The sequence below is a fragment of the Streptococcus porci DSM 23759 genome (assembly GCF_000423765.1).
Classification (GTDB): domain Bacteria; phylum Bacillota; class Bacilli; order Lactobacillales; family Streptococcaceae; genus Streptococcus; species Streptococcus porci.
This window is the reverse complement of record NZ_AUIP01000001.1, coordinates 117611-137714: the sequence shown is the minus strand read 5'-3', so window position 1 is coordinate 137714 and position 20104 is coordinate 117611. Positions and strand designations below refer to the sequence as shown.

The 20104-nt window shown below is 43.6% G+C and carries 20 protein-coding genes and 2 pseudogenes; 5 read left to right on the top strand and 17 right to left on the bottom strand.

Going from position 1 to position 20104, the window contains the following annotated elements; genetic code table 11:
- Positions 1 to 18 precede the first annotated feature (18 nt).
- The 12 genes and pseudogenes from uvrB to G576_RS0100715 all read right to left on the bottom strand — a co-directional run bounded on the left by uvrB (position 19) and on the right by G576_RS0100715 (position 9757).
- Positions 19 to 2007: an excinuclease ABC subunit UvrB gene (gene uvrB, locus G576_RS0100770; RefSeq protein WP_027972928.1), complete on the bottom strand. Its 1989-nt coding sequence runs from the start codon at positions 2005 to 2007 to the stop codon at positions 19 to 21.
- Between the two features lie 83 nt (positions 2008 to 2090).
- On the bottom strand, positions 2091 to 2411 hold the full coding sequence (locus G576_RS0100765; protein WP_027972927.1) for a putative heavy metal-binding protein: 321 nt from the start codon (positions 2409 to 2411) through the stop codon (positions 2091 to 2093).
- A gap of 49 nt (positions 2412 to 2460) precedes the next feature.
- On the bottom strand, positions 2461 to 2943 hold the full coding sequence (locus G576_RS0100760) for a YkgJ family cysteine cluster protein (protein ID WP_027972926.1): 483 nt from the start codon (positions 2941 to 2943) through the stop codon (positions 2461 to 2463).
- A gap of 231 nt (positions 2944 to 3174) precedes the next feature.
- Positions 3175 to 3234: pseudogene (locus G576_RS13830) on the bottom strand (hypothetical protein); the annotation flags it as partial.
- Between the two features lie 40 nt (positions 3235 to 3274).
- A complete protein-coding gene (locus G576_RS13470; protein WP_027972925.1) occupies positions 3275 to 3463 on the bottom strand; it encodes a putative quinol monooxygenase in 189 nt (62 codons plus the stop codon).
- A gap of 133 nt (positions 3464 to 3596) precedes the next feature.
- Complete coding sequence (locus G576_RS0100745) at positions 3597 to 4358, bottom strand: nuclear transport factor 2 family protein (RefSeq protein ID WP_027972924.1); 762 nt, start codon at positions 4356 to 4358, stop codon at positions 3597 to 3599.
- Positions 4359 to 4367: 9 nt separating this feature from the next.
- Positions 4368 to 5882 (bottom strand): ABC transporter permease/substrate-binding protein, encoded by a 1515-nt coding sequence (locus tag G576_RS0100740; RefSeq protein WP_027972923.1) that lies wholly within the window; start codon positions 5880 to 5882, stop codon positions 4368 to 4370.
- Entirely contained in the window at positions 5882 to 6613 is a 732-nt protein-coding gene (locus tag G576_RS0100735; protein WP_027972922.1) for an ATP-binding cassette domain-containing protein, read from the bottom strand. Before G576_RS0100735 ends, G576_RS0100740 begins: the two co-directional genes overlap by 1 nt.
- A complete protein-coding gene (locus G576_RS0100730; RefSeq protein ID WP_027972921.1) occupies positions 6606 to 7055 on the bottom strand; it encodes a MarR family winged helix-turn-helix transcriptional regulator in 450 nt (149 codons plus the stop codon). The genes G576_RS0100735 and G576_RS0100730 overlap by 8 nt, the downstream gene beginning before the upstream one ends.
- A pseudogene (locus G576_RS12010) lies at positions 7030 to 8123 on the bottom strand (zinc-binding dehydrogenase). Before G576_RS12010 ends, G576_RS0100730 begins: the two are co-directional and overlap by 26 nt.
- A 72-nt stretch (positions 8124 to 8195) precedes the next feature.
- Positions 8196 to 8945, bottom strand: a complete 750-nt coding sequence (locus tag G576_RS0100720) for a protein-ADP-ribose hydrolase (RefSeq protein WP_027972920.1) — start codon at positions 8943 to 8945, stop codon at positions 8196 to 8198.
- Entirely contained in the window at positions 8933 to 9757 is an 825-nt protein-coding gene (locus tag G576_RS0100715) for an SIR2 family NAD-dependent protein deacylase (RefSeq protein ID WP_027972919.1), read from the bottom strand. The genes G576_RS0100720 and G576_RS0100715 overlap by 13 nt, the downstream gene beginning before the upstream one ends.
- A gap of 177 nt (positions 9758 to 9934) precedes the next feature.
- On the opposite strand from G576_RS0100715, the gene G576_RS0100710 reads away from it, so the two are divergent.
- From G576_RS0100710 to G576_RS0100690, 5 genes are all read left to right on the top strand, one after another.
- Complete coding sequence (locus G576_RS0100710) at positions 9935 to 10270, top strand: winged helix-turn-helix transcriptional regulator (RefSeq protein ID WP_027972918.1); 336 nt, start codon at positions 9935 to 9937, stop codon at positions 10268 to 10270.
- Between the two features lie 382 nt (positions 10271 to 10652).
- Positions 10653 to 11339 (top strand): phosphopantothenate--cysteine ligase, encoded by a 687-nt coding sequence (locus G576_RS0100705; RefSeq protein WP_027972917.1) that lies wholly within the window; start codon positions 10653 to 10655, stop codon positions 11337 to 11339.
- Complete coding sequence (gene coaC / locus G576_RS0100700) at positions 11332 to 11877, top strand: phosphopantothenoylcysteine decarboxylase (RefSeq protein ID WP_027972916.1); 546 nt, start codon at positions 11332 to 11334, stop codon at positions 11875 to 11877. The genes G576_RS0100705 and coaC overlap by 8 nt, the downstream gene beginning before the upstream one ends.
- Positions 11870 to 12439, top strand: coding sequence for an ECF transporter S component (locus G576_RS0100695; RefSeq protein ID WP_027972915.1), 570 nt, complete (start codon positions 11870 to 11872; stop codon positions 12437 to 12439). Before coaC ends, G576_RS0100695 begins: the two co-directional genes overlap by 8 nt.
- Positions 12440 to 12520: 81 nt before the next feature.
- Positions 12521 to 14239 carry a phospho-sugar mutase gene (locus G576_RS0100690; RefSeq protein WP_027972914.1) on the top strand — a complete coding sequence of 573 codons (1719 nt, stop codon included), beginning with the start codon at positions 12521 to 12523 and terminating at the stop codon, positions 14237 to 14239.
- A gap of 49 nt (positions 14240 to 14288) precedes the next feature.
- On the opposite strand, the gene G576_RS0100685 is transcribed toward G576_RS0100690, so the two are convergent.
- The 5 genes from G576_RS0100685 to rhaB all read right to left on the bottom strand — a co-directional run bounded on the left by G576_RS0100685 (position 14289) and on the right by rhaB (position 20062).
- The gene (locus G576_RS0100685) at positions 14289 to 14921 is read right to left on the bottom strand and encodes a deoxynucleoside kinase (protein ID WP_027972913.1); all 633 of its coding nucleotides are present in this window, start codon (positions 14919 to 14921) and stop codon (positions 14289 to 14291) included.
- 133 nt (positions 14922 to 15054) lie between these two features.
- The gene (locus G576_RS0100680; protein WP_027972912.1) at positions 15055 to 16206 is read right to left on the bottom strand and encodes an iron-containing alcohol dehydrogenase; all 1152 of its coding nucleotides are present in this window, start codon (positions 16204 to 16206) and stop codon (positions 15055 to 15057) included.
- Positions 16207 to 16344: 138 nt separating this feature from the next.
- Positions 16345 to 17166, bottom strand: a complete 822-nt coding sequence (gene rhaD, locus G576_RS0100675) for a rhamnulose-1-phosphate aldolase (protein ID WP_027972911.1) — start codon at positions 17164 to 17166, stop codon at positions 16345 to 16347.
- 179 nt (positions 17167 to 17345) lie between these two features.
- A complete protein-coding gene (gene rhaA / locus G576_RS0100670; RefSeq protein ID WP_027972910.1) occupies positions 17346 to 18605 on the bottom strand; it encodes an L-rhamnose isomerase in 1260 nt (419 codons plus the stop codon).
- A gap of 17 nt (positions 18606 to 18622) precedes the next feature.
- Positions 18623 to 20062: a rhamnulokinase gene (rhaB, locus tag G576_RS0100665; RefSeq protein ID WP_027972909.1), complete on the bottom strand. Its 1440-nt coding sequence runs from the start codon at positions 20060 to 20062 to the stop codon at positions 18623 to 18625.
- Positions 20063 to 20104 lie beyond the last annotated feature (42 nt).

Genomic DNA, 20104 nt, shown 5'->3' with positions numbered 1-20104 from the left:
GACAACCACTCCTATTTTCTACATGTTCTTTAGCTCGATAATCATATCTCGAATCTGTGCAGCCAGCTCGAAGTCCAATATTTCAGCTGCTTCTTGCATTTGTTTTTGCAGTTTCTTAATGGCTTCTTGGCGCTCTGCTTTATTCATGCTAGAGTAGTCAACAGTCGCCTCTGCCACATCGCTGTCCTCTGCTTTGCTGATAGAAATGAGATCTCGAATTTCTTTCTTGATGGTTTGTGGAACAATGCCGTGCTCCTCATTGTACGCCATCTGAAGCTCGCGACGACGGGCTGTTTCGTCAATGGCCTTCTGCATGGAATCAGTAATATGATCAGCATACATAATCACATGACCTTCTGAGTTACGGGCCGCCCGACCGATGGTCTGGATTAGTCCACGTGTGTTGCGTAGAAAACCTTCCTTATCCGCATCAAGGATAGCCACTAGACTAACCTCTGGGACATCAATCCCCTCGCGCAGCAAATTGATTCCAATCAAAACATCAAAAACACCTAAGCGAAGATCACGGATAATCTCCGTACGTTCCAAGGTCTTGATATCCGAGTGCATATACTTGACCTTGACTCCCATTTCTTTGAAATAATCTGTCAGGTCTTCTGCCATTTTCTTGGTCAAGGTGGTGACAAAGGTTCGTTCTCCCTTTTCAGCCCGCAGAGTGATTTCACCAAGTAAGTCATCCATCTGTCCCATAGTTGGACGGACTTCAACTTCTGGATCAAGAAGCCCTGTCGGACGAATGATTTGTTCAATGATGGTATCTGTTTGCTCCATCTCGTAGTCACCCGGTGTGGCAGAAACATATACAATCTGGTGAACATGACTCTCAAATTCTTCTCGGCGTAAGGGCCTATTATCTAGAGCGCTTGGCAGTCGGAAACCATAATCTACCAACATCTGCTTGCGAGAACGGTCGCCGTTGTACATCCCCTTAATTTGCCCCATAGTCATGTGGCTCTCATCAATCATAATCAGAAAATCTTCTGGGAAGAAGTCTAAAAGTGTGTAGGGTGGCTCACCCTCAGAACGCCCATCCATATGGCGAGAATAATTCTCAACGCCGTTAGTGTAGCCCATTTCACGTAACATTTCAACGTCGTACTCTGTCCGCTGTCGAATGCGTTGTGCTTCAATCAATTTATTTTCCGCTTCAAACGTTTTGACCTGCACCTCCATCTCATCCATGATATTTTGGATAGCCTGTTCTAGGTGCTCTTCATTGGTCATAAAGTGAGTGGCTGGAAAAAGCACCAAATGGTCGACTTGCCCCATCGGTCGCCCAGTCAAACTTTCGATTTCCTGAATGCGGTCAATCTCATCCCCGAAAAATTCCACACGAAAGGCGTGTTCATCGCGACTGGCTGGAAAAATCTCCACCACATCACCGCGTACACGGAAACGCCCTCGTTGAAAATCAATGTCATTGCGCTCAAACTGAATATCTACCAGTTGATTGAGCAACTGATCGCGGGAAAGTTCTTGCCCAGGACGCAAGGAAACGGCTGAATCGGCATATTCTTTTGGCGAACCTAAACCATAGATACAAGATACCGACGCCACGACGATAACATCGTTTCGCTCTAACAAGGCTGATGTGGCTGAATGGCGGAGCTTGTCAATTTCATCATTAACTGAACTATCCTTCTCGATATAAGTATCACTAGATGGGACATAGGCTTCTGGCTGGTAGTAATCGTAGTAAGACACAAAGTATTCTACCGCATTTTCAGGAAAAAATTCCTTGAACTCACTGTAGAGCTGACCAGCAAGGGTCTTATTATGAGCGATAACCAGAGTCGGCTTGTTGACGCGAGCAATAACCTGACTCATGGTATAGGTCTTACCAGTACCCGTCGCTCCCATGAGAATTTGGGCTTTCTCCCCACCTTCAATATTATCTACTAAAGCTTCAATGGCCTGCGGTTGATCACCAGACGGCTGATATTTTGAAACCAATTTGAACTGGTTGTCTTCTCTTCTGTCTATCATTTCCTGTCCTCTAACTCTTATTTTCTTCTATTTTATCATAGATAAAGAAAAAGATTGGTTTCCCAATCTTTCCATGGTTAATTTTAGGTTAGCGAGACCGCTGTTCCGCTGCAAGTCACCATAAGCATCCCATTATCTGCTCCAAGAACTTCATAGTCCATCTTAACAGCAATAATAGCGTCAGCTCCTAGTTGACGAGCACGTTCCTCCATTTCTGCTAAGGCAGACTCACGCGCCTGCGTCAGCTCATTTTCATAAGAACCTGAGCGCCCACCAAAGATATTACGCAAACCTGCACCAATATCCTTGAACATATTGATACCTGTAATCACCTCGCCAAAGACAATTCCCTTATAGGATGTTACTTGGCGTCCGTCAACATTTCCTGATGTTGTGACAATCATAAGATACCTCCGCTTTTTTTCTTATTTTATCAAAATATTCCCATTTTTGCTAGAGGCGTTCTTTTAGTTTCTCGACAAAGAGATAAGCTGCAGGACAAAAAAGGGTATTTTTGATGGTTAGGTTGTTGATCTGATAAATTTTCTTACGATCTGTATGGGGAAATTCTCGACAAGCCTTGGGGCGCACATCGTAGATACTGCAAAGATTATCATCTCCTAAAAAAGGACATGGCATAGCTTGAAAAACCTTATCTCCGTCTTCATCTGTCCTCAGGAATGCCTCCTCAAACGCTGGCAATTTCATGCGAAAATGCTTGGCGATTCGCGTAATATCCGCTTCGGTAAAAAGTGGCCCCAGATTGCGACAACAGTTGGCACATTCTGTACAATCAATTTCAAGAAAGACTTCACGATGAACCTGCTGAACAATCCTGTCCAAATCCTTAGGCGCCTTCTTTTTCAAACCAGCTAAAAACTTGCGATGCTCTCCCTGCTTTTGCAGGGCCAGCTGATGATATTTTTCAAGATTAATCACATATCGATATCCTTTCCTTTTCTTGCAATGCTATTATACACTATTTCGATCAAATAGAATCATACGAGAGAGTCATATTGTAATTACAATAGTCTAAGATACTCATTAATTTTATGTGCTAGCAAGTCTTGAGCCATGTTTAAATTACCAGTTATAATAAAAGCTTCCAAAAATGTTAGAGCTGTCAAATACTGAATAATCGTGATAGGTTTTAAAATCTCTTCAATCCTAGCATGGAAGCGTTTGGTACCAATAAATTGGGAACTGGAGAACAATGCAATCACTTTCTTCTAGGAGTTTTTGCTCCGTTTTGACATCATTGTCAAAATCAAGATAGTAAGCTTCTTAATTGCCCTTTCGAGATAGCGATACTGTTTTCTAAGTCCAGTAAGATTTTTTCTTCCACCAAGTCCTGAGTCTCTAGAATGTAGCGTTTAAAATGTGGTCTTAAGCGGTGGTCTTCATAGGCTTCTGCGCTCGCATACACTTCGTAGAAATAATCTATTTTTATAATCATCAACGTTTTCAAGAACGCAACAACGGCCTCGCACCTCTTGAAATGAGGAACAAGGCAGTCGCCTAATCTTTTATTATTTCATTGTCCACTTGACAGGGAGCTGTTCAATCTGCCTGCTTCTCTTTTTCCCCTCTTAAAACTTCCCTAGATTTGTTAAATCTTTTTTGTCTGGCATGACTTCCTTATTGTCCCAGTGCTCGACAATCTTACCATCTTTGAGGCGGTAGATGTCAAAGTCGGCGTAGTCCCGACCTGCAATCCAGACTTTCGAGTAAGCCACCACATAGTCACCCTGTCCCATCACCTTGAAGACAAAGTCGTAGTTGACTTGATTGTCGACAAGATAGTCCTTATAGGCCGCACCGCCCTGGGTAATCTCTTGGTTGTGCTGAATCAGGTCCGCTGCCACATAGTCGTCAAACTTCTCGATTTCCCCATTTTGAAGGACATCGACCAAGAAACGACGGACGATTTTCTTGTTGTCCTCGGTCTTGTCTAGGTCTGTCAACTCAAAGTCGGCATAAATCGGGTCTGTTTGGCCAATGGTTTTGGGATAGGCATCAATGACATCCCAATGCTCAACGATACGACCGTTTTCATCTGAACGGAAAATGTCCGCCGTCACCCACTCAGCCTCACCGTCATTGAGTTTCTGGTGGACATGGACGAAGACAAAATTTCCGTCTTCAATGGCACGAATAATATTGATTTCCCGCTTGGGATTGCGTTTGAAAAAGTCCTCAAAGAAAGCCGCAAAGCCCTCCTTCTCATCAGGCACACCCGTACTGTGCTGGGTGTAGCTGACTCCTATATAGTTTTCATGAACTTCCTTGATTTCGCCATCGCGAATGCCACGAAGGTAAAGATTTTTGGCATTTTCTAGTTGATTAATCATAATTTTCTCCTATTTTAGTAGATTTTCTTTCTCGAGGTATTCCCTCGCCACTTGCTCTGCCGACTTGCCTTCCACATCGACCGCATAGTTCATCTGGGTCATTTCCTCGGTCGAGATGTTGCCTGCCAAGACCCCTAGGACTTGCTCCAACTCGGGATATTTGTCTAAGGTTTCTTTGGTCAATAGCGGAGCGGCCTGATAGGGTGGGAAGAGCTCTTTGTCGTCTTCCAGGATTTTCAGCTTGTAAGAAACAATCTTGCTATCCGTTGAGTAGGCATCAACTAGCTGCACATCTCCATTTTTAATGGCTTCGTAGCGAAGGGCAGGCTCCATGGTTTTGACATTAAGATTGAGCCCGTAAAGATTGGTCAGACCGACATTCCCATCCTCACGGTCATTAAACTCCAAAGAGAAGCCTGCGACAGCTGTCTGCTGCACTTTTGCCAAATCCGAAATCTTTTCAAGACCATAATCTTGAGCATAGTCTTCTGTCACAGCCAAAGCATAGGTATTCTGGAAAGCCATTGGTGCTAAATACATCAGACCATCCTGCTCCAAAATCGCTTCTTTAGCGTAAGTATAAACCTCCTTAGGATTATTGGACAGGTCAGACGGTGGACTAATCAAAAGAGTGGTCGTAATGGTACCAGTGTACTCAGGGTAAATATCAATCGAGCCTGATTTGAGAGCTTCATAGAGGAAGCTGGTCTTGCCAAAGTTTGGCTCCAGCTCCACCTCGATATCCGTCTGGTCTTCAATCAAAAGCTTGTACATATTGATAAGAATTTCAGGCTCTGCCCCCAATTTCCCAGCGATGACTAGCTTTTTCGATGACGATTGGTTGAGCGGAACATAGCTAGCTCCGACTGCCAAAAGTGTCACTAAGAGAGCCGCCAGAATGGTGCGAGGCTTCTTGTCCTGCAAGAACTTGATGACTGAGCCAAAGAGGACTGCCAAGACTGCCGACGACACCGCCCCAATCAAAATCAGGGCCGAGTCATTGCGGTCAATTCCCAAGAGGATAAAGGAGCCTAGACCGCCTGCACCGACCAAGGCAGCAAGCGTTGCCGTTCCAATAATCATAATGGACGCCGTCCGAATACCAGACATGAGAATAGGCATGGCCAGAGCCAACTGAAACTTACGCAATTTTTCTAGCTTGGTCATTCCAAAAGCCGTCGCAGCCTCTTCCAGCGAGGGATCAATTTCCGAAAGCCCCGTCAAAGTCCCCTGTAAAATGGGGAAGATGGCATAAATAACCAGGGCCACCACCGCAGGCAGCGTTCCGATACCCATAAAAGGAATGAAGAGCCCCAGCAGTGCCAGGGATGGAATGGTCTGGAAAACGCCTGTCACCTGCAAGCTCCACTCGGTCAGCTTTTTCTTGTTGGACAAGACCAAGCCCAGAGGCACCGCAATGGCAATAGCAATAATCAAGGCCAGAAGGGAAATCCGCAGGTGTTCAAAAAGAGCGATTCCCCACTCGTCCTTGCGTTCGATAAAAGTTGTAATCAACTGATCCATTAGGCACCTCCCCTATTTTTCATAAATTCGATGACAAAGTCGTTGGCAGGCTGGTTACGAAGTTCATCAGGTGTGCCCAACTGGACCACTTCTCCTGCCTTCATCAAGCAGATACGGTCTGCCAGCTTAACCGCTTCGTCCATATCATGCGTGACGAAAACCGTTGTCATCTTAAATTCTTCATGCAAGTCCTTGATCAAGTCCTGCAACTGCCCTTTACTAATAGGGTCTAGGGCTGAGAAAGGCTCATCCATCAGCAAGACCTTGGGATTGGCAATGATCGCTCGCAGAATCCCAATCCGCTGTTTTTCTCCTCCAGATAAGTCCTTGGGCAAACGGTCCAGGTAACTGTCTGGATCCAAGCCTACCTTGGTCAAGAGTTCCCTGGTTTTGGCTAAGATTCCAGTCTTGTTCAAGCCCTTCATCTCAGGAATAAGGGCAATATTTTCAGCCACTGTCATATTTGGAAATAAAGCAATCTGCTGAAGGACATAGCCTGTTTCCAAGCGTAGCTCACGCAGGTCAAAGTCTTTCAGCCGCTTGCCCTGAATCCGAATATCTCCGTCTGTCTGCTCAATCAGGCGGTTGATCAGCTTCAGCGTCGTTGTTTTTCCGCTCCCGCTTGGTCCAATCAGGACAAAGAATTCTCCCTCTTGAATGTCAAAGGTCAAATTTTTCAAGATTGGTCCGTTGACCTGATAGGTCAAGGACACATTTTGGTAATCAATCATTGGTTTCTCCTCCTATGATTTCTGTCAAGGCCTGTCCATAGCGACCAAAGAGGTCTAGTAACTGCTCCTGTTCTTCCAAGCTGAACTGGGACAGGGCTGTTTTTTCTGCCTCTTCTAAAGGGTCCAAAATCCGACTGGCATAGACACGACCTTCCTCGGTCAATTTGACCTTCTTATGCCGTTTGTCTGCTGGATTTTCCTCAAAAAAGACATAGCCCTTGTCCAGAAATTTCTTAATGGTGGCATTGACCACTTGCTTACTAGAGTAAGTCTTCTTACTGATCCAATTCTGCGTCACACCTCTGGATATATAATAAATAAACATCAAAATGGATAAGGACTTGCCGTTTAGCCCATGCCTCCTTGCATAGTCCTCATATAGACCATCCTGATTGTAAAAAATCCGAGCAAGTATCTTACTCCGCTGTCTCAATTCTGTCATCATCTTCCTCCCTATTGAGCACAATCACCTTGCCAAAAGCCTCCACCCCCTCTAAATAGCGGTGAGCCTCCTGTATGGTATCCAAACTAAAAATCTTCTCAGGCCCAACTGGCACCTGATAACGAGCTAGGTAGTCAAACATCTCCTGCAACTTGTCCTGATTGACATTGCCCGAATAAAACGTAGTCAAATAGACATTCTGCCGCAACTGCTCAATGGGGTCAAAGTCCTCCAGATACCACTTGCCCCCCAGCTGCCCCGTCGAGCAGACAATACCACCCTCCTCCAGATGAGCTAAGGAATCCGCTAGAGTAGCAGGACCAACCAGCTCAAGAATCTTGCTGAAGGTCAAATCCGTCTGCAAACACCCCTCTTTTTCGAGGATGACTTGGCTGAAACCAGAGGCCAACAGTTGATCGGTCTTTTCTAGCTTGCGGACAGAAGCGTAGATAGACAGGTCTGGAAACTGGCTCCGCACCAATTTGACAAAGGCCTGTCCAACCCCGCTAGCCCCCGCACGCACCAAGATTCGATCTGACGCTTCCAGCTTGAGATTTTTCATGGAACCGTAGGCGGTGTAGTAAGTTTCAGGGACGCTAGCTAGTTCCGCCCAGCCCAAATCCGTCTGGATAGGGTAGAGGATTTGATTAGGCACCAGAGCGTACTCTGCATAACCACCGTCAAAGGCTCGACCCAGCTCGCCCATGATAGATACAACCTTTTGCCCGACTGGTAACCTGTCTGGCTCCGTCGTTTCCTCAATGACACCGACCAATTCAATCCCCAAAATCCGCGGAAATACTACACTTGGTGACAGACCCTGTCTAGTAAAAATCTCCGAATGATTGATATAGTCGAATGAATTAGCTTTCAGACAAGGAACTGAGGTGCAGGCTGTACTAGAGTACGGCAAGCCGAAAGTGACGATGTATCAAAGTTAATTCAAATGACTATACCAAATCCTTTGATTTTTACCAAACACCAGCCTGTTTTCACCTGCGGTTTGGCAATTTCTTTTACTTCCAAAACCTCTGGCCCACCAGCCTGTGAAACCACAACAGCCTTCATAGGAACTCCCCCCTTATTAGTCAATTTTTTTTACTATTATAGCAGAAAAAGAAAAATAGTCAATATTTTTGACTATCTACTTCCTAGCAATTCTTGATAAATCTCTCTATCCTCATCTTTGAAGACATTGAAAATGACCTGTAATTGTGGGTGGTCATAGACAAACGCTCTCACAGTTTTGATTGCAATTTCCGCTGCACGTTTTTGTGGAAAACGAAACTCACCCGTACTGATGCAACAAAAGGCAATACTGGTCAGCCCCTTTTCCACTGCTAATTCCAAACTTTTTTGATAAGAGGAGGCGAGCAATGCCTCATCTTGAGGACTGACCTCCGCCTGAATAATCGGCCCAACTGTATGAATGACATAATTGGCTGGCAGATTGTAGGCTGGTGTAATCTTGGCCTGACCTGTTGCTTCCAAGTGCCCTTGAGTCTTCATGAGCTGATAACAAGCCAACCGCAGCTGAAGCCCCGCCTGCGAATGAATCGCATTATCAATACAACGATGATGAGGCACAAAACACCCCAAGAGCTGACTGTTTGCTGCGTTGACAATCGCATCAACTTCTAGGCTAGTAATGTCTCCCTGCCAGAGATAAATCTGTGGCTCCACTTCCTGTAAGTCAGAAAGGCCTGTCACCCTTTTCTGAGCTAATGTTTCCTGTAAATAGGCATCTTGCAAAGTCCAAAACTCTGCAGGCATGACCTTGGGCTCCCAGATGTTCATCAAGGCTCGCAAGACCCATTCCTGCTCTTCCTGAGTCCGAGGCAGGTCTATGTCAGGTGCAAGATAGCTAATCAATTTTTCTAGTCTTTCCATGCTCTGATAACCTCCTGCATATCTTGGTTAATGGTGATAATACCCTCACGTTCTGGATCTTCCAGATTAAGCCGAATCAGACTAGCAGCTGGCAGAGCCTCATTCAAACGTTCAAAGGGGAATTTGATAATAGTTGGCGTGTTGAAGCCAACACCCAGTTCCAAAAAGACAATGTTCTTGTCAGCATTGCCCTGCAAAAAATCCAGATAAGCCTTTTCTTGCCTGTGCCAATTAGCATCTTCGACAAAACGATGGTCAATTCTCAAACGGCTCATCATGTCTGCCCCACACTTAGGACATTTGGGAATATCTTCAGTTCTAACCTCCAAACCCTGACGGTTGGCAAGCAGGATTTCCAAGGCTGTTTGGTTATTATAAACGCCATCATGACAAGGCACCGAGCATTGAAACTCCCCGTAATTTCCCTGAACTTCAAAGAGTTTTTCTTTGTCAAATCCCGCCTTTTCAAACTGACTATCTACATTGGTGGTAATAACAAAATAATTCTTATCTCCCACTACTTCATACAAATCCTGATAGAGTGGCAAGCTGTCTGTCTGATAGCGATTGAGGTAGAGGTGCTGGCTCCAGTAGCCCCACTTCTTCTCCTCAGTCGCAAAGGGATAAAATCCAGCGGAATACATATCTGTCAGCCCATAGACCTGGATAAAAGGGGCAAAATGTTCCTCAAAACGTTGGCCTGAGTAGGTCAAGCCCGCAGCACTGGACAGACCAGCACCCGCTCCAATCACAATTGCATCCGCTTCTGCAAGCAATTTTTTGGCCTTGACTATTTTTCTATCTTCTATCATAGCAGCCCTCTCTCTATTCTTTTCTTGCATTTTTTCAGCTCTGTCATTATACTAACACTAACAGTATCTTTTGGAAAGTATGCACCTTAAAGTAGGGTAGTTACTTTAAGGTAAGAAATGTATACTTTCAAGGAAAATTAGACTAAAGTTTTTTGAAAAAAATTTTTGGAGGAAACCATGACCAGTAAAAAATTACCATTAGACTTGCCAGCTTGCCCTATTGAAACAACCTTACTACTGATTAGTAGCAAGTGGAACATTCTCATCCTACGCGATCTGATGGATGGTACCAAACGCTTTAGCGAATTACAACGTTCCATTGGCTCCATTAGCCAGAAGGTCCTGACCAGCAACCTGCGGGACCTTGAAGCAAAAGGCATTGTGAAACGCAAGGTCTATCCAGAAGTCCCGCCCCGAGTAGAATATTCTCTGACTGAGCTAGGACAATCTCTTCAGCCGATTTTAGATTCGATGAAGGCTTGGGGGTTAGACTACCAAGCCAAGCATAACTAAAATCTTCACTAAATCACATCTTGCACATCATCTTAGACTACTTGCTCTCGGCTCATTGGTTGTCTCTAGCTTCTAGCACTGCTATAAAAAACTTGCTAGCCTCACTGGCATCTGCTTGTACCAAGATACGACTTATCACTTCCACTGTGTTGAGAGCCACCAAAACCAACCTTTATGTGGTTTAAAATTTTTAAGACTTAGGCTTGAATGTAAGCATGGCACTCTAACAAGAAGTTGCTAGCGTCTGATTCTAAGGAAGTGGCAAAATAGAGTTTGTCTGCTATATTCAGATAGTCTTTTTTTGACAATTATTAGTGAACGATCCTACTTCATAATTGTCTAAATTATTTACTCACCAAAGCTTTTTTGGTATAATATTGCAATGAAAATCTTGATTACGTCTGGCGGCACAACTGAAAACATTGATAGTGTTCGCGGTATTACCAATCATTCGACTGGGAATCTTGGCAAAATTATTGCAGAGCGTTTTTTAAATGGTGGTCATCAGGTGACTCTGATTACGACAAAGCATGCTGTTAAGCCTACTGCACACGATAACCTAAAGATACACCTCATCAGCAACGTAGACAGTCTTCTGAAAGCTTTAGAACCTCTGGTAATGAGTCACGACGTCCTCATCCATAGCATGGCGGTATCAGACTACACCCCCGTCTATATGACCACTCTGGAAGAACTGGAGCAAGTTGACTCACCAGCTCAGCTTTTGTCAAAAAGAAATAGCGAGACCAAAATTTCCTCGACTTCCGACTATCAAGTTCTCTTTCTCAAAAAAACGCCCAAAGTCATCAGCCTTGTCAAGGAGTGGAATCCCGATATTTGCCTGATTGGCTTTAAGCTTTTAGTCAATGTGGAAAAGGCAGAGCTATTTGAGGTGGCGCGTGCCAGTCTTGCCAAAAACCATGCAGAGTTTATCGTCGCTAACGATCTTAGGGACATTAGTTCAGAGCAACATGTGGCCTATCTTGTTGATCAAACGAGTGAAACTAGAGCGGATAGCAAGAGAAATATCGCTGAAATGATTTACGAAAGGGTGATTTCCCATGGCTAAACGGATTTTACTTGCTGTCTCTGGCTCTATCGCTGCCTACAAGGCGGCTGATTTGACTAGTCAACTATCTAAACGTGGTTACGAAGTCCATGTCCTCATGACTGAAGCAGCTACCAAATTCATCACACCTCTGACCCTACAGGTTCTCTCTAAAAATCCCGTCCATTTGGATGTGATGGAGGAAAAAAGAGCAGAGCGTATCAATCACATTGACCTTGGTAAGGAAGCTGACCTTTTCATTCTGGCACCTGCTTCTGCTAACACTATCGCTTCTCTAGCCCATGGCAGAGCTGATAACATGGTCACAGCTACCGCCCTAGCCTTGCCGGCTGACCTTCCCAAACTAATCGCGCCAGCCATGAATACCAAGATGTACGACAATCCGCTAACTCAGCGCAACCTGTCCATCTTAAAAGAAGTTGGTTATCAGGAAATCACGCCAAAATCAGCCCTTCTGGCTTGTGGAGACGTGGGGCGGGGCGCTTTAGCTGACCTCGGTTCGATAATAGAAAGCATTAAGGAGGCACTCAATGAATAGAAAAAAATCAAATCAAACGGCTACCGTGGCTATGTTCTTTGCTGTCATGATTGTCATTAACATCCTCAGTTCTATCTTATTTAACATCCTACCTTTCCCCATCAAACCGACCTTGGTTCACATTCCAGTTATCGTAGCCTCTATTCTTTACGGACCTAGGATTGGAGCCACTTTGGGCGGCTTAATGGGTATCATCAGCGTAACGCATAATACAATTTTTCAAATTCCAACCAGCTATCTCTTCTCTCCTTTGGTTGAAAATGGAAACCTCAACTCCCTGATTATTGCTATTGTACCCCGAGTTCTGATTGGAATCACGCCTTACTTTGTCTACAAACTTTTAAAAAGTCGTTCTGGACTCTTGCTGGCTGGTGCTATTGGTTCCATGACCAATACTATCTTTGTCCTCAGTGGTATTTTTCTCCTCTTTTCAAATGTTTACAATGGAAATATCCAGGCTATGTTAGCAACTGTTTTAGGAACAAATGCCATTGCTGAGATGCTAATTTCCGCTTTTTTGACAACAGTTATCGTTCCACGTCTAGAAAATTTAAAAAAATGATGAAAAATCACGAAAATTCGTGATTTTTTTACATGAAAATGGTATAATGAAAGCGATTTAAAATACTTAAAGGAGAACGCTATGTCTTATCAAGAAAATTACCAAAAATGGCTTGATTTTTCTGAACTTCCAAACTACCTTCGTGCAGAATTGGAGAGCATGGACGAAAAAACAAAAGAAGATGCTTTTTATACAAACCTTGAGTTTGGTACTGCTGGTATGCGTGGCTATATTGGCGCTGGTACAAACCGTATCAATATCTATGTTGTGCGTCAAGCAACTGAAGGTTTGGCTAAACTGGTAGAATCAAAAGGGGAAGAAGCTAAAAAACGTGGTGTTGCTATCGCTTATGACACTCGTCACTTCTCTCCAGAATTTGCTTTTGAATCTGCTCAAGTACTGGCTGCACACGGCATCAAGTCTTACGTTTTTGAAAGTCTACGCCCAACACCTGAACTCTCATTTGCAGTTCGTCACTATGGTACAGTCGCTGGTATTATGGTTACTGCAAGCCACAATCCAAAAGAGTTCAACGGCTACAAAGTTTACGGTGAAGACGGCGGACAAATGCCACCAGCAGATGCTTCTGCTTTGACAGACTACATTCGTGGCATTGACAATCCATTTGCAGTTGAATTGGCTGAGTTGGAAGAAAGCAAAGCTAACGGACTCATTACTGTTCTTGGTGAAGAAACCGACCGCCTCTACCTTGATGAACTCAAAGCAATCAATATCAATAAAGACTTGATTGCAGAATTTGGTAAAGACATGAAGATTGTCTATACACCACTTCATGGTACAGGTGAAATGCTTGCCCGTCGTGCCCTTGCCGAAGCTGGCTTTGAATCCGTTCAAATCGTAGAAGCTCAAGCCACTGTTGACCCAGACTTCTCTACTGTTGCTTCACCAAACCCTGAAAGTCAAGCAGCCTTTGCTCTTGCTGAAGAATTGGGTCGTGAAGTCGGTGCTGACGTTCTTCTTGCAACTGACCCAGATGCTGACCGTGTAGGGGTTGAAGTCCGTCAAGCTGATGGAACATACTGGAACCTTTCAGGTAACCAAATCGGTGCCCTTATTGCTAAGTATATCCTTGAAGCTCACAAACAAGCTGGAACTCTTCCAGCTAATGCTGCCCTTGCTAAATCAATCGTATCAACTGAACTGGTTACTAAGATTGCTGAAGGCTACGGCGCAACCATGTTCAATGTCTTAACTGGTTTCAAATTCATCGCTGAGAAAATTCAAGAATTTGAAGAAAAACACAATCATACTTACATGTTTGGTTTTGAAGAAAGCTTTGGCTACTTGGTTAAGCCATTTGTTCGTGATAAAGACGCCATCCAAGCAGTCCTTATGGTGGCTGAGATTGCTGCCTACTACCGCTCACGTGGCATGACCTTAGCTGACGGTATCGATGAAATCTTCCAAGAATACGGCTACTTCGCAGAAAAAACCATTTCTGTTACACTATCAGGTAAGGATGGCGCTGAGCAAATCAAGGCAATCATGGCTAAATTCCGTGATAATGCACCTGAGCAATTCAACAAGACTGACATTGCCCTCTTCGAAGACTTTGCTTTACAAAAAGCAGTTGCTCTTGATGGAACAACAACTGAATTGACAACACCACCATCTGACGTTCTTAAATACACATTGACTGATGATAGCTGGTTTGCCGTTCGTCCTTCAGGTACCGAACCAAAAATTAAATTCTATATTGCAACAGTTGGTGAAACACTTGCTGTCGCAGAAGAAAAAGTTGCCAACATCGAAGCTGAAATCAACGCTTTTGTTAAATAAAAATTGCATAAGGAAAAAGACAAGGTCAATCAAAACCTTGTCTTTTCTCTTATCTTTCTAAGCTACTGAGCATCTCTTTGATTTGAATGAAGACCTTTTCCCAGTCTTCATCTTTCGTCACATCAAAATGATCTGTATCTATCTTCATCTTTGGACTATAGGCATAATTATCATACCAATCCCCATAGTGTCCATGCAAGAGTCGGTAGTAATCTAAAAGACCATTCTCATCTGTTGGTTGCTCAAAATCACGACCGCGCTTTTTGATATTTTTCATAATATGGTCAAAAGATCCATCAAGATAAACCAACAAATCTGGTGCTTTCTTGGGCATTCCATCCAGTTCTTCCATCATATTATCTAAAAGATCAAGATAAATCTCATACTCTTCCTGGCTAATATTTCCCTCAAGAGAATTGATGTAAGTAAAGAGCGCATCCTCATAAATGGAGCGGTCTAAAACGTTGTCATTGTTATAATAGGCTTCTTTAATGGACCTGAAGCGCTTATTGAGAAAATAAATTTGCAGAGCAAAACCATACTTATCCGGATTTTCATAGTATTTATCCAGAATGGGATTATTTTCCACCGGCTCGTAAAAAGCTTCCGTTCCCAAGGCCTCAGACAGACGGGCAGTATAAGTTGTCTTTCCTACTCCAATCATGCCAGCTAATATAATCACGATTGTACTCACCTCCGAAAATTAATGTTAACACAATATATAGGGTAATGTCAATGAAATTTTACTAGATATTGTGGTTGTTTCGATATCAAAAACGAGGGAGAGTAACCTCACCTCGTTTTTGATTGGCCTATTAGAATAACTCTTTATAGAAAGCAATAGTTTCTTCAAGGGTTGGCATGAAAGGATTGCCTGGTGCACAAGCATCGATGAGAGCGTTTTTAGAGAGGTACTCGAAGTCAAACTCTTCTTCCTTAATATCCAACTCAGTCAATTTCTTAGGAATCCCTACTGTTTCTGACAAACGTTCGATGTTTTCAATAGCAAAAGCTGCGCATTCTTCATCAGATTTTCCTTCCGTCACAAGTCCAAAAGCTTTGGCAACGTTGCGAAAAGCTGCTGGCACACGTTTGGCGTTTTCACGTTCTACAACTGGAAGGAGCATAGCACAGCAGACGCCGTGTGGCAAGTGGTAAACAGCCCCCAACTGGTGAGCCATAGAGTGTACATAACCTAGCCCTGCATTATTAAAGGCCATACCACCAAGGAAAATGGCATTAACCATGGCTTCACGCGCTTCAATGTCTTGACCATTTTCTACTGCACGTGGCAGATATTCGTTGATTAGCTCAATAGCACCGATAGATAGTTTTTTGGTGACATCGTAGGCACCTGGTGTTACTAACGCCTCAATCGCATGAGTCAAAGCATCCATACCAGTAGCAGCTGTCAAGGCAGCCGGTTTAGACAGCATGAGTTCAGGGTCGTTGACAGACATGAGGGCTAGACTGTTTTTATCCACCATAACCATTTTAACCTTGCGTTCTTCATCGGTAATCACATAGTTAATGGTAATTTCAGCTGAAGTACCAGCCGTTGTATTGATAGCTACAACTGGCAGACCTTTGTTGTCAGATTTGTGAAGCCCCTCAAGTTCTTGTGGCGTCTTGTCATTGGTTGCCATGACTGAGATACAGCTGGCAGCATCTTGCGGAGAACCACCACCAACTGACACGATAAAGTCACAGTCATTTTCTTTTAAAACAGCAAGGCCATCATAGACGTTTTTGGTAGAAGGGTTTGGATCTACATCTTCAAAGACAACAAAGTCAATAGCTGCCGCAGTCAATGAAGCAGTCACTTTTGGTAAGATGTCACTGGAAGCAATGAAATGGTCTGTTACAACCAAGGCTTTTTTGAAACCTAGTTCAGAAACTTGAGAACCAAATTCATTGATGACACCTCGACCAATAAGGTTGACAGAAGGTACGTAAAAGGTTGACATAGAAAAACTCCTTTTTGTTTTTATTATATTATAATATTATTTTAAAATCAAGATTTGTTATAAGAATCACATACTAGGATAGGTTTAAAAGTATCTACGATGAGGTCGTATTTCGGTTACTGTTGTCAGCTCTGCTTTTTACAAGTCAAGAAATCCTGCATGAGGGGTTTGACCGAAGTAATTGGCAATTTCCTGTAATTCTTGATCTGTAATTTCTTGAAGGATTTTTCCGCCTTGTGCTCCTACTTGTGAGAAAATCATGGCTGCTTTCTCAATCACTTCGACTAGGCCGTATGTTTCATCAAGTGACACTCCTGAAGCGAAGAGTCCGTGATGAGGCCAAAGAACCGCTTGAAATTCAGACATTTTGCCTGCAGTCGCTTCACCGATAGCATTTGTCCCTGGAGTCATATAAGGAATAACTCCTATTCCTTCTGGGAAGACAACGATTGATTCAGCCTGCATTTTCCACAGAATACGAGACAAATGACGCTCTGACAGTTCTTGTGTGAAGGACATTGCAATGAGATTTGTTGGGTGACAATGGAAAACCACACGCTGATCTGGATTGACTTTAAGTCGCTCGATATGGCTCATCAAATGGCTTGGAAATTCCGAAGTTGGTTTACCACCATCTTCAAAACCCCAAACGACGTCATATTTCAGACCATCTTCAGAGATTTTTACTAAGCCAAGGTCAAGGGTTGGCCGGTCGTAGACATTTCGGAAATAGCGACCAGTTCCAGTAACAAGATAGTAAAAACCTGCCAAAGCTGATGCGTCAAAACCAAGTTCATATGTGGCTTTAACGTCCGTTACATCTTCAAAAGCTTCTACTTCTTCTGCCAATAGACGGTAAGAAACGTTACCACCATTGCGCTCATCCCAGTAGCGCAGATAAGATTCGCGCGTTACTTCACGCATGTTTTTTACAAATGATGAATCAACAAATTTAGTCATATTTCTCTCTTTCTTTTTGATATTTTTCTGAAGTGGTGCGGGTGCCTGCGATTAGCTTCGATCTTTCGTTGCTAACAGTTTTAACAGTCCCGTATCGTTTCTCAACCGTGCTGAGCTACTATTTTCACCACTACAAAACTATCGATTCTTGGCTCACAAAATTCGCCATGAGGTGCTGTTTAGTTACGTCCTGCAAGAACTGTTTTTTCATAGTCTTGAACTTCTTTAAGCCAGTCAAGTCCGACTGGAACATCGTTTTGCTGGCAGAAGTAATTCCATACATCAGCATATGGGAAGTCTTTCAGTTCTTCTGTATAAGCAAGACGGCTTGTAAAATCAAAGTTATTTTCAAAGTTTTTCAAGTCAGCGGTTGGTTCCAGCATGGCTTTCAAGAGTGCTTTTTGTGTATTACGAGTACCGATAACCCAAGCAGCAACACGATTGATGGTCGCGTCGAAGAAATCAAGTCCGATAACGGTTTTATCAAGTAAGTCATTGCGGACAATTTCCTTGGCAATATCTTGCAACTCATCATCCATAATCACCACGTGATCAGAATCCCAACGGACAGGGCGAGACACATGGAGCATGAGGTTTTTCTTGCTGAAGAGTGATAGTGAAGATAGTTTATTTGAAATAACTTCTGTTGGATGGAAGTGACCAGCATCCAATAAGATAGCCTTGTTGCGAGTCAAGCCATAACCCATGTAAAATTCGTGAGAACCGACCGTGTAAGCCTCTGCCCCTAGCCCGAAGAGTTTGCTCTCAACAGTATCAACATTATAGGCTTCATCAATTTCTTCTGAGAAGATTTCGTCCAACGATTCCATGAGACGTTTGCGTGGTGAAAGGCGGTCAACAGGATTGTCCTTGAAACCATCTGGAACCCAGAAGTTAGTATAGCAAGTCTGACCCAGTTCTTTACCGAAATATTCAGCCACACGACGGCTACGTTTCCCGTGTTCAATCCAGTAATCCCGCACCGCTTTATCAGGGTGAGATAGTGTGAAGCCATCTTTCATCATTGGATGTGAGAAGAAAGTTGGATTAAAATCAAGTCCAAGACCCTGTTCTTTTGCCCAAGCCACCCATTTTTCAAAATGTTTAGGCTCGATTTGGTCAAGGTCAACTGCTTCTTCCGTGTCCAAATAAATGGCATGAAGGTTGAGCTTGTGATTACCCGGAATTAGCGAATAAGCTTTTTCAAGGTCAGCACGAAGTTCGTCTGGCGTACGGGCAGCACCCGGATAATTACCAGTTGACATGATACCACCTGTCAATTCACCTTCCGGTGTCAAGAAACCTTTGACGTCATCTCCTTGCCAGCAGTGCATAGAAATTTTCACATCTTGTAACTGTTTCAAAACGGCGTCTGTGTCTACGCCGATACTTGCGTATTTTGCTTTGGCTTCTTGATAGCGTTGTTCAACTGTTGTCATAATTGTCTCCTTAACATTTATACGATTTTTTGATATTTCTTCAAATGGTCACGGTCTGCGATAGCTTGTGGTTCAAAGCCTTCTAGTCTTTGGTTTTTAGCTAACCAAGCTCGCGCTTCTACCAAATCTTTCAATTCTCCAGATGCAATCATCTGAACCATGATATTTCCAATAGCTGTCGCTTCACCAGGACCAGCGATAACTGGTTTTCCGATAAGATCCGCCGTTAATTGATTAAGTAACTTAACATTGCTGCCACCTCCAACGATATGAAGAACTTCCAACTCTTTGCCTGTTAAGCTTTCCAAGACTTTCCATTCGTGAGCATAGGCAAGGGCAAGATTAGAGTAAACACACATGACTAATTCACCAACGCTTTCGGGAACGATTTGGTTGCTCTCACGACACGCGGCTTGAATTTCTTCAATCATGTTATCTGGATTAGTAAAACGGTCATCGTTAAGATTGATATACTGCAAGAACGGCTCGACTTGATAGGCCTGCTCTGCCATTTCTGCAAAAGAATACCTATTATCTAACATGCGAGCAATCTCCTGAATCGCCCACATACCTGTGATGTTTTTGAGGAAACGGTAAGTCTTGTACGCTCCCCATTCATTGGTATAATTTTCTTCAAAGGCTGCTTGACTGGTAATAGGCTGCGCATTTTCAACTCCAATCAGAGACCAGGTTCCACTGGATAAGTAAGCCCAATTTTCAGTTGTAGCGGGAACGCCGACAACAGCAGAACCCGTGTCGTGAGTCGCCACCGCAATGACCGTCGCCTGAGGTAAATCATAGCTCTCATAAAGCTCTGGTCTCAGCTCACCGATAACTTGCCCAGTCTCCATCAGCTCTGGCAATTTATCGCGAGAAAGCCCCACCACATTCAGTAAATCCTTATCGTAATCACGACTGTGAATATTGAGGTACTGAGTCGTTGAGACGTTAGTCACCTCACCGACCTTCTTTCCTGTCAAATGATAAGCGATGTAATCTGGAATCAGCAGAATATCCTGAGCCTGTCCAAGCATGTCCTTATCTTCAGCAAACAGCTGATAGAGAGTGTTAAAGTTCAGAAACTGGATCCCTGTTTTTTCATAGACTATTTCCTTAGGAATTGTTTCAAATACCTGCTCCATAAGACCTTGAGTTCTGGCGTCACGGTAGGCAATGGGTTCTGCAAGAAGATTTCCCTGATCATCCAGCAAACAATAATCAACTGCCCAAGTATCAATACCAACGGTACAGGTCTCAATGCCAGCTGCCTTAACTTTTTCTAATCCACTTAGAATCTCAGTCACTAAACGCGTGACATTCCAGCGGTCGTGTTCGCCTACTTTAGTAAAGCCATTTTTGAAGCGGTGCAACTCAGTCAGCCTCAATCCTTCAGTCGTGTCTGCTAAAATGACGCGACCGCTTGAAGCACCAATATCAATGGCAACGTGATAAGCCATGTCTTCGTCCTACTTTCTATTTGGTATCGTTTACATCTTTAA